A 7,052-nucleotide genomic window follows, 5' to 3' on the forward strand; every position below is an offset into this window, starting at 1 on the left:
GCCGAGGGCGAAGCCGGCGACCACCGAGACGACCCGCTCGGTGGTGCCCACCAGCGGCTTGCTCTCGGGCGCCACCTCCCAGCCGGTCAGCTGCAGGTGGAGCTGGTCGAACTCGCGCCCGATCGCCACGATCTCGTCCTCGATGTCCTCGCCGAGGCGCCGCAGCAGCGGGGTCAGCACGTCCTGGGCCTCCCGGTCGGCCCAGTCGGCGAGGCCGTCGGCGACGTAGGTCTGGACGGCCTCGGCCACGGTCTTGACGGCCCGCTTCTGCTGGATCACCCCGAGTGCCCGGCTCAGGTTGACCTCGACCGCGTCGATGTGGGCGGGCAGGCCGTCCCGCAGCGCCGCGACCTTGGCGGTGAGGCTGGTGGCGAGGGCGGCCTCGGCCTCGGTGCGGTAGCGGGTGAACAGGACGGGCAGCTTGGCGGGGCGGTTCCTGATCGCCGAGAGGGCGGGCAGCATCTCCGCGTACGACTCGCGCAGCCGCACCTGGTCGGTCCGCGCGGCCTTCAGCCGCTGGTCCACGTGCTGCTGGATGGCGGTCGCCGCGGAGGCGGCCTGGGTCGTGTACTTCTTCAGGTGGACGTGGTGGCGGTCGCGCAGCAGGAAGTCGGCCAGCCGGGCCTCCAGTTCGGCCAGGCCGGACTCCTCGACCAGCCGGGCGTCGCCGCCGTAGACGCCCCGGCGGGCCTTCTCGGCGTCCACGAAGTAGATGTCGCGGGCGGTGAGGTCCTGCCCGGCCCACGCCGGGCCGCCCTGGTACTCGCGGACGTACTTGTTCCACACGTAGCCGCGCATCTTCTCGTCCACCACCCGGCCGTTGAAGAGGTTGACCACGGTGAAGATCCGGGTGCCCTCGCGGACCAGGTCGGCGGCGTTCATCAGCTCGCCGTGGCCCATCAGCACGTCGCTGCGGTAGACCAGCACCGCCGCGTCGCAGCGCTGGGTGGCCTCCTGGGTCACCTTGGTGCGGGTGGGGTGCTCGTCCAGGCCGGGCGAGTCGTAGACCACCACGCCGGCCTGGCAGAGCCGGGCCGGGAAGCCCATCTCGAACTCGCGGATGCCGCGGAAGCGGCGCTCGCTCTCCTCCTCGTCGATGTCCAGCGTCGACTCGCGCAGGTAGCGGTCGAGCGGCCAGGTGTCGGAGGTCCCGTCGAAGCCCCAGACCTTGACGTACGGCGTGTCGGCGTAGCGGACCCCGGTGAGGGTGGCGGTCGCCGGCAGGTCGTCCACGATCATCGGGCCCTGGTGGGCGCCGAGGTCGACCGCGCGGGTGGTGCCCCCGAGCAGGGCGTTGAGCAGGGTCGACTTCCCGTTCTTGAAGCGGCCCATGACCATCAGGTTGAAGGTGTCGGAGCCCAGTTGGGCGGCGGTGGTCTCCAGCCGGGCGGCGGTCTCCTTCATCTCCAGGTCCTTGGCGACCCGGTTGAGCCCGACGATCGCGCCGCTCGCCTCGTTGCGGGCCTGCTCCGCCCCCGTGCGCATCATGTCGGCGAGCTTGCTGCCGGTCTTGGACATGGTGTTCCTTCCCCTTCCGAACGGCCTCGGACGGGCCTGGTGAGCGGCCCGTCCCGGCCGGTGTGTCGATGCGGTGCCGGAACCGGTGCCGGATCCTGCCGGACCGGTGCCGGATCCGGTGTCAGATCCGTACGTCGTTCAGCCGGCGCAGCAGCCCGGCCAGGTCGTCGGCCCCGCGGGGCCCGGGCCCCGCGCCGGCCGTACCGTCGCCGCCCGGCCGCTGCGGCCGGCCGGGTGCGGGCGCCAGGGCGTCCAGCTCGGCCGTGGTGCGGGCGAACCGCTCCTCCACCGTCCGCCGCAGCGCCCCGGCCTCGTCGCGGACGGCCCTCGGGACGGCCTCGGCCAGCCGGTCGAGGCGCTCGCGGACGGCCCCCTCCCCGAACCCGACCGCGCGGGCGAGCCGCTGCTCGGCACGGTAGTGGTGGGCCACCCCGCCGACCCCGGCGCCGACCCCGGCGGTGAGGGCGATGGCGAGGCCGCCGGTGAACATCACCCCGGCCGCCGCGCCGAGCACGCCGCCGGCCAGGACCTCGGGGGACGGCGCGCCGCCGCGCCCCGGGCCCCCGGCGGGCGCGCCGGGGGCGGTCCGGGTGCCCGGGACGGTCCGGTCCAGCGCGAAGCCGGGGTCCGCCGGGTGGGCCGGCGGCTCGGCGCCGCAGGCCGCGTAGGCGGTGTCGACCCGCTGCTGCAGCTCGACCAGGGCGAGTTCGACGCGGGCGGCCCGGGCGTTCAGGCCGGCCACGGCGGTGACCGCCCAGGCCGCGATGCCCCGTTCCAGGTAGCCGTCGACCACGTCGCCGGCCCGGGCCCTGGTCGACAACTCCTCACGGTGCTTCTGCAGATGCCGTTCGAGGTCGCGCAGCAGGTTCTGGCGCAGCATCCCCAGCCCGGCCGCCGTCTCCCCGGCGCCCGCCTCGGCCTCCGCCTCCAGCACCCGCAGCACCTCGCGGTGGGCCGCCTCCAGCGCGGCGCGGGCCCCGGCCACGGCGCGCGCGGACGGGCCCGCCGCGGGGGCCGCCCCGGTGGCCGGGAGCCGTTCGCCGAGCAGGGCGTCCGCGAGGCCGAGCAGATGGGCGGCCCGCAGGGCGAGCAGCGCGGGGCGGGCGGCGGCGGTGCCGGCGGCCGGCACGGGGGAGAGCGCCTCGTGCAGGGCCGCCTCGTCCTCGGCCAGCCGGCCGCGCAGCGCCTCGGCGGCCGGCCCGTCGCTCCAGAAGAGCACGCGCGGTGCGGCGCCGCGGTGGCCGGTGGTCTCCGGGTCCAGCAGCCGTCCCACCCGGTGCGCGACGAGGTCCAGGTCGTCGGGGCCGGTGAGTTCCTCCGCCCCGGTGAGGACGACCGTGACCGTGCCCGGCGGCCGGGCGGCGAGCGCCACGGCGGCCTCGACGCCCGCGGGGCCGAGCAGTTCGGCGCAGCCCAGGGCCAGCAGGACCCGGTCGGCGCGGACGGCGGGCAGCGGGTCCGTGGCCAGCGGCTCCAGCGGCGCCGTCTCCAGTCCGGCGCCGGGCACCGCGGCGAGCAGCCGCTCGGCGAGGGCCGACCCGGCAGCCTGCGGCGAGGCGCACAGCACGACGGTGGCGGGGCGGGCGGAGGCGAGCGCCGCCACCGCCTCGTCGACCGGCGTCCAGCCGTGCCGCCGGGCGGCCTCGGCGGTGTCGGCGAGCAGGGTGGTCAGCTCGCTGACGAGGCGGTCCTGGTCGGCCGTCATCGTCCCTCCAGCCAGGCGAAGAAGTCGGGGGCGAGGGCCCTGGCCCACGGGTGGACCTCGCGCGGCAGGACCAGCGGGAGCAGGGCGGCCAGGTCGGCGCGGACGGTGGGGTCGTGCCGCTGCCCGGCGGGTTCGGCGGCGCCGGCGGGACCGGCGCCCTCGGCGGAGGCGTCGGTCCCGCCCGGTTCGGCGGCCGCGGCGGGCCCGGTGGCGAAGAACGCGGGCGCGGCCAGGTCCATCAGCTCGTCGAACGCGCGGTGGTCCTCCCGCGACTCGGCCAGCGTGCGGCCGCCGGGGGTGACGGTGACCGGCCCGCCGAGCGGCGCGTCGGTGAACGGGACGGCCGGCACCAGCGCGTAGGCGAGCAGCCGCGGCCGCTCCGCGCCGATGGCCCACCAGCGGTCCGGGGCGTCGATCCGCAGGGGCTGCCGGGGCGCGCGCACCGCCGGCGCGGCGAAGGCCGCGTAGCCCGGGCCGCCCCAGCGCAGGGTGGGCAGCGGGGTGGAGACATAGTGTTCGAGCGGCACGTAGGACTGCCGCAGCGGGTGCTCGGCGAACTCCTTGCGGGCCTGTGCGTACGGCGTGCGGATGGTCACTGCGTCGTCCTCTCGTGGGGTGCCGCGTGTACCCGGTCGGTGACCACACAGCCGCCTCCGGCGTCCAGCCAGGCCTCGGCCATGGTCGCGGCATCGACGAAACGGGCCTGCTCGCCCGTACCGCTGTCGTTGATGTAGAAACCCTGGATCCCGCCGGTCGCCGGGTCGCGGGCCACCCCGATCGGCACCACGGCGTGGTTGGCCCGGCCGCCGTCGTAGGAGTCGGCGTCGTCCCACAGCACACCGGCGTTGGCGGCGACGATCACCCCGCGGCCGTGTTCCAGCGCGGCGGCGAGGTCCTCCAGCGAGTCGGCCCGCTCGGTGTGGGCCGGGACGCCGAAGTCACCGAGGACGCGGGCCTGGTCGGTCAGGCTGGTGCCGCCGCGCATGGCCGGGTCGCCGTCGGTCTCGCAGAGCCCGCGGGCGATGGCGTGGGCGACCACCTCGGCCTCGCCGACGTCCACCCCGAACTGCCGGAGCACGCCCTCGCAGGAGCAGAGCCCGCAGGTGCCCCGGTAGCCGAAGGGGTTGTCGCCCTGCGGGTGGGTGAAGTCGGCGAACCGGTCGACGTCGCCGGCCACCAGGGTCTCCCGGCCGTCGGGCAGCACGTCGAGGCGGTAGGGGACGTCGGTGCCGGGTTCGGGCCGGGCGCCGGCGTCGGGGTGGGCGTCGGTGCGGACGTCGGGGTGGGCGTCGGGGTGGAGCGGCAGTTCGGTGATCGGTTCCGGCGGTGGTGCGTGGTCCACGGTCCCCTCCTCCGTCGAGTGATGTCCTTCGTCCTGATCGACCCCGGCCGGACCGGCGCCATTACCGGTCCCGGGAGATCTCCCGGGCGACCTTCGCGCAGGAACTCCGGAGCAGGCCCGTCCAGTTGCGCGGCCGGTGGGTGGTGACGCCGTCCAGCACCATGCGGCGGAAGAGCGTCTCCTCCGCCGCGGTGAGCGGGTCGGGGCCGGCCCGGGCGCGGTCCGCGGCCCGGGCCAGCCGGGCCCTGCCGCCGAGCAGTTCGGGGTGGTGCAGGAAGAGCGAGACGCGCAGTTTCACCACCGCGCGGCAGTGCGCGACGGCGCAGCGCTGCGGGGGCAGGCCCAGGGCCGCGCCGAGCTGTTCCCAGGTGTGGTCGGGGTGGTCCAGCCGGGCCCGCAGCACCGCGTGTTCGGTGGGGTTGAGCTCGCCGCGGGCGTGCGCCCGGTCGGCGAGCCCGCGTAACGGGAGCGCCCCGCCGGGGACGCGGGGCTCCTCCTCCGGGGCCGCGGGGTCGAGGCCCCCGGGGAGCGCCGGCTCGCGGGCGGCCAGCCGCTGCCTGCGCACCGCCAGCCGGGCGATCTCGCGGCGGGCGATGGCCATCACCCAGGTCAGGAAGGACGAGTCGCCCCGGAAGGTGGCCCAGCCCCGCCAGGCGCGCAGGGCGACGAGCTGGCAGACGTCCTCGGCGTCGGCGCGGTTGCCCAGGGCCCGGAGCGCGTAGCCGGCGACCTGCGGGCGCGCCGCGCGCCACGCCTCCTCGAAGCCGGTTCCCGCCGCCCGCCCGTCGGTCCCGCCCCCTGCGCCGGACATGCGTCGGCCCACCCCCTGACGACCTCGCCGCACACCCGAGGTTCCGCGATCGGGCCGCAGCACACAGTAGGGATCCCGAAGTGTTTACGGGTCAGTAGGTCCAATTCGAAACCTTTGGGTGGCCATGTCAGAGATCGTGCACTTATCGTCCGTGGACGATGCGGGGCGTGCCGGTCGCGCGGGCCCGCACGGGTCCAGCCGGGGGCCGGGCGCGGGCCCGGATGCGGGGCCGGCGGGGCTCCGGAACGCGTGCGGCGAGGCCCGGTCCGCACCGGTTCGTACCGGGTCGTACCCGCCCGTCCGCAGGTGAGGGGCGGGGAGGGCTTGGCGGGGGGCCCTCGGGGCCCTGTATCGTTCTCCGCGAATCATCCAGAGGGGTGGAGGGACCGGCCCTACGAAGCCCCGGCAACTCCCCGGCCGACCCGGCGTGCGAAGTCCGCGCCGTGCCGACCGGGAGCAGTGCCAACTCCGGCCTGTCGCCAATGCGGCGCGGGAAAGATGAGGAGACACGGTGTTCTCTGTGCTGTCCGTCACCCGGGGGCTCCCCGCCCCGGGCCTTCCGCGTACCCGTCCCGTTCCCGGCGCAGCCCACCGGCCGACCAGCTCGGCCCGACCCCGCTGACCGCACCGGCTCCCCGCGGGGAGCCTCCGTGAGCCGGCCCGCGGGCGGCTCACGGGAACCGAGACGGAGTACACCCATGGAGAACACGAGCGGCGTCGGAGTCCTCGACAAGGTCACCTCGATCCTCGCCACCCTGGAGGCCGGCCCCACCACCCTGTCCGGGCTGGTCACCGCGACCGGTCTGGCGCGGCCCACCGCCCACCGGCTCGCCGTCGCGCTCGAACAGCACCGGCTGGTGACCAGGGACGTCGAGGGCCGGTTCGTCCTCGGCCCCCGGCTCGGCGAGCTCGCGAGCGCGGCCGGCGAGGACCGGCTGCTGGGAGCCGCGGGCTCGGTCCTCAGCCACCTGCGCGACGTCACCGGCGACAGCGCCCAGCTCTACCGCCGGCAGGGCGAGGTCCGGATCTGCGTGGCGGCGGCCGAGCGCCTGCACGGCCTGCGCGACACCGTCCCGGTGGGGATCACCCTCCCGATGAAGGTCGGCGCGGCGGCCCAGGTCCTGCTCGCCTGGGAGGAGCCCGAGCGCCTCCACCGGGGTCTGCAGGGCGCCCGGTTCACCGCCACCGCCCTCAGTGGCGTGCGGCGGCGCGGCTGGGCCCAGTCCGTCGGCGAGCGGGAGCTCGGCGTCGCGTCCGTCTCCGCCCCCGTCCGCGGCCCGGCCAACCGGGTGGTCGCCGCCGTCGCGGTCTCCGGCCCGATCGAGCGGCTCACCCGCCAGCCCGGCGCCCGCCTCTCCAAGGCGGTGGTCGAGGCCGCCGACCGTCTCACCGAGGCCCTGCGCAACCCCTGACGGGCCTTCCGCGCGCCGGGGCGGGGCGGGCCGGGGGGCTTGCGGCGTCAAGGAGGGGCGCGCGGCCGAATCAGATCGGGTGGCCGATCGTTCCCTTCCGAGTGATGTCACTACCGGTGCGCGGTCGGTGAACCGAGAGTGGTGCGCCATGACCACTTCTGACTTGAGCGTTCCCACCCCGCCCTCTCCCGGTTCGGGCGCGGCCGCGGACGACGGGGCGGCCGCGGCCGCCCCCTCGCGGCGGTCCGTCGTCGCGGTGACCGG

At 76.5% G+C, this 7,052-nt stretch carries 6 protein-coding genes and 1 riboswitch; of the genes, 1 reads left to right on the top strand and 5 read right to left on the bottom strand.

Annotated elements, in window-relative coordinates; translation table 11 throughout:
• The 5 genes from ACFCX4_RS33265 to ACFCX4_RS33285 form a co-directional block, all read right to left on the bottom strand.
• A partial coding sequence (locus ACFCX4_RS33265) for a dynamin family protein (RefSeq protein ID WP_376150680.1) occupies nucleotides 1–1,518 on the bottom strand: 1,518 nt, incomplete at its 3' end.
• A 121-nt stretch (nucleotides 1,519–1,639) separates the two neighbouring features.
• Nucleotides 1,640–3,223 (bottom strand): hypothetical protein, encoded by a 1,584-nt coding sequence (locus ACFCX4_RS33270; RefSeq protein WP_376150682.1) that lies wholly within the window; start codon nucleotides 3,221–3,223, stop codon nucleotides 1,640–1,642.
• Nucleotides 3,220–3,819: a hypothetical protein gene (locus ACFCX4_RS33275; RefSeq protein ID WP_376150684.1), complete on the bottom strand. Its 600-nt coding sequence runs from the start codon at nucleotides 3,817–3,819 to the stop codon at nucleotides 3,220–3,222. Before ACFCX4_RS33275 ends, ACFCX4_RS33270 begins: the two co-directional genes overlap by 4 nt.
• Nucleotides 3,816–4,565 carry a hypothetical protein gene (locus tag ACFCX4_RS33280; protein WP_376150686.1) on the bottom strand — a complete coding sequence of 250 codons (750 nt, stop codon included), beginning with the start codon at nucleotides 4,563–4,565 and terminating at the stop codon, nucleotides 3,816–3,818. The genes ACFCX4_RS33275 and ACFCX4_RS33280 overlap by 4 nt, the downstream gene beginning before the upstream one ends.
• Before the next feature lie 61 nt (nucleotides 4,566–4,626).
• Complete coding sequence (locus ACFCX4_RS33285; RefSeq protein WP_376150688.1) at nucleotides 4,627–5,376, bottom strand: RNA polymerase sigma factor; 750 nt, start codon at nucleotides 5,374–5,376, stop codon at nucleotides 4,627–4,629.
• A gap of 362 nt (nucleotides 5,377–5,738) precedes the next feature.
• A riboswitch (SAM riboswitch) is annotated at nucleotides 5,739–5,881 on the top strand.
• 193 nt (nucleotides 5,882–6,074) lie between these two features.
• On the opposite strand from ACFCX4_RS33285, the gene ACFCX4_RS33290 reads away from it, so the two are divergent.
• Nucleotides 6,075–6,788: an IclR family transcriptional regulator gene (locus tag ACFCX4_RS33290; RefSeq protein WP_376150690.1), complete on the top strand. Its 714-nt coding sequence runs from the start codon at nucleotides 6,075–6,077 to the stop codon at nucleotides 6,786–6,788.
• Nucleotides 6,789–7,052: the final 264 nt, after the last annotated feature.

The sequence above is a fragment of the Kitasatospora sp. NPDC056327 genome (assembly GCF_042261735.1).
Taxonomy (GTDB): domain Bacteria; phylum Actinomycetota; class Actinomycetes; order Streptomycetales; family Streptomycetaceae; genus Kitasatospora.